3 protein-coding genes are annotated in these 2,341 nt (G+C 44.2%); all 3 read left to right on the top strand.

The window, feature by feature from the left end; genetic code table 11:
- The coding region (locus tag ACFIJL_RS09090) for a hemagglutinin repeat-containing protein (RefSeq protein WP_375624357.1) at window positions 1-1,643 on the top strand (1,643 nt) is incomplete at its 5' end.
- Entirely contained in the window at window positions 1,640-2,041 is a 402-nt protein-coding gene (locus ACFIJL_RS09085) for a hypothetical protein (protein ID WP_375624355.1), read from the top strand. The genes ACFIJL_RS09090 and ACFIJL_RS09085, both read left to right, overlap by 4 nt.
- Window positions 2,029-2,208 carry a hypothetical protein gene (locus ACFIJL_RS09080; protein WP_375624353.1) on the top strand — a complete coding sequence of 60 codons (180 nt, stop codon included), beginning with the start codon at window positions 2,029-2,031 and terminating at the stop codon, window positions 2,206-2,208. The genes ACFIJL_RS09085 and ACFIJL_RS09080 overlap by 13 nt, the downstream gene beginning before the upstream one ends.
- The last annotated feature ends 133 nt before the right edge of the window (window positions 2,209-2,341 follow it).

Here is a 2,341-nt window from a genome sequence, read left to right as displayed (position 1 = left end):
GTGAGGAGGTTCACCAGAAGAACAGCCATATTATTGGCACCGGCACAGTTCACACAACGAGTGGGGCAAACACCACACTGGCAGGCGCCGTGGCTTCTGGAGAGCGTGTAGAAATGGAAGTAGGGGGTGATTTTGCCATTACCAGCCGCAGTGATACGGGACACAGTTCCAGCAAGCAAAACTCTGTTTCCATTGGTTATAATAGCCGAGAAAAGGATGGTACAGCCACAACCAATATTTCCTTGAACAAGGATAAATCCTCCAGCGATTATCATAGTGTTGTGGAACAATCAGGCATCAAAGCGGGTGATGGCGGCTTTAATATCATAGTTAAAGACAAAACAACGCTGACCGGAGGCATCATTGCCAGCACCGCGCCGGCAGATAAAAACAGCCTGACCACTGGAAGCATTACCACCAGTGATATCAGCAACGGTGCGCATGCTCAAGCTAGCAGCCAAGGTTTAAGCATTTCTGCCGGTGGTCCGATGTATCAAGGCAAATATGGTGTCGGGAAAAACATTGCTAAAAATCTCTTAGATCATTCAAAAGCCCAAGATTCAGAGGAAGGATACACCAAATCCGCCATTAGCGATGGCACCATCGTCATTACTGATGAAGCTGGGCAGAAGGCATTGACAGGGCAAGATGTGGAACAAGCCATAGCCTCCCTTAATCGTGATACTGCCAGCGCCCATAAGGGTGTAGAACAGCTCGATGTAGGCAAGCTGGAACAAATCGTCCATGAAAACCGTGAAATGGCAACGCAACTCTTAGAAGAAGGGTTTAAATACAGCGATGATTCCTATAAAACCATGTTTATCAAAGAGCACCCCATCGCCGTGGTCGACCGTGATGAACAGGGTAATATACTCTATGAAATAGATGCAAATGGGGTACCTATAAGAGACGCTCGTGGACAACCAATACCTCACGCACATTATTTAACGGATGAAGAAAAGCAGCATTTGCAAGAAGGCTCTGATGGCAAGGTGCATGTGTCCTTTAATGGCATCTTTACTCCACCAGAGGAAGCCGCTGTTTATGCGGTTCAACATGCGAAGGATAAAAATGAACCGCTTTATTTTGTGGTGTTCCCAGAAGCTGATTCTGCTATCTCAGAACTTCTAGTCGCGGGCTATCAGAAGTTTATGGAAAATAACTTTTGGGGTTTGACCAATTCAACACAAGAAGCAAAAGATTTGGTGTATAGCCATGGTATTACAGGATTAGAACTTTATGGCCATAGCCGTGGTACCATGACATTGGGGAATATGCTGTATTCTTTCAAACAAGAAGGGGTGCACGGGATAGCCGACAACACGAAGATCAATTTCTATGGACCAGCCTTCAATGTTTTAGTTGCATCCGGTCTGTTAGGTTATGTGAGTGATGGCAAACAAACCACTATTGGCTTTGATGGGAATAGATATGACTTTGTAAGCAGAATTATTGGTGGCAATGGCTATACCTACGGGACACTCCCTGCTGGCAGTAACGTTTGGACAGAATGGTTGAGAGTGGCTACAAATCCCATAAGTTCCCATACTTGCCTTGGAGATGCGAGCGATATGTGCCAAAAGACTTATGGCACATCTCATCGTGAACAAGTTCCTTCAAGTAAATCATGGAGTAAAAAATGAAACAAACTCTAAAGCTATTAGGTGCTGTAACTCTATTAATCATCACTGGTTGTCAATTTAATAAAACTCCTACCTCCTCTATAGGAGCCTGGGAGAAATCGGGAGCAGATTTTACTGAGGTAGCAAAAGCATTATTAGAATGTGGCATGCCAACCCCTTATGATGTATTTCCAGAAAACAGAAAGCAGAGCATCAATGCAAAAGCAACAATTTATGCTTGCATGGTTCAATCAGGTTTCCGTGATAAAGTGGGGGGAGGGACTTGGTGCGAGAATCATAAAGCCGAAAACCTTCCCATATGTCGTCCAGGTGCTGTGATCCCGAGGCCCAGTGTCAAGAAGCGCTTGAACAGCCCTTTTTGTAAAAAATATAAAAATGCACCTGAATGCAAACCTTAAGTGTTTCTATTGGTGATGATCAACAATCCCCCTCTTTGCCTTCGCTTGGAATGGCGGGATTGTTTCCTCAACCAATCATTTCAATATTGTTCACCGTTGTTTTAAACAGCGGTGACAGAAAATATCAACAAGCTTATGAGCTGTTTTATCGTAAAGAAACCCACTGAAGGAGGGGAAGAATGAAGAAAGTCTTGCAATTATTGAGCGGCATAGCTCTGTTAAGTATAGCTGGATGTGTTAACCAACCTCCTCCATCAACTTTAGCATTATGGGAAAAACCAGGTGTCGATAAAGCGATGA

Source organism: Bartonella sp. TT119HLJHH (assembly GCF_042193385.1).
Classification (GTDB): domain Bacteria; phylum Pseudomonadota; class Alphaproteobacteria; order Rhizobiales; family Rhizobiaceae; genus Bartonella.
Note: the sequence above shows the minus strand (reverse complement) of the source record. Positions and strands in the feature narration are given on the sequence as shown.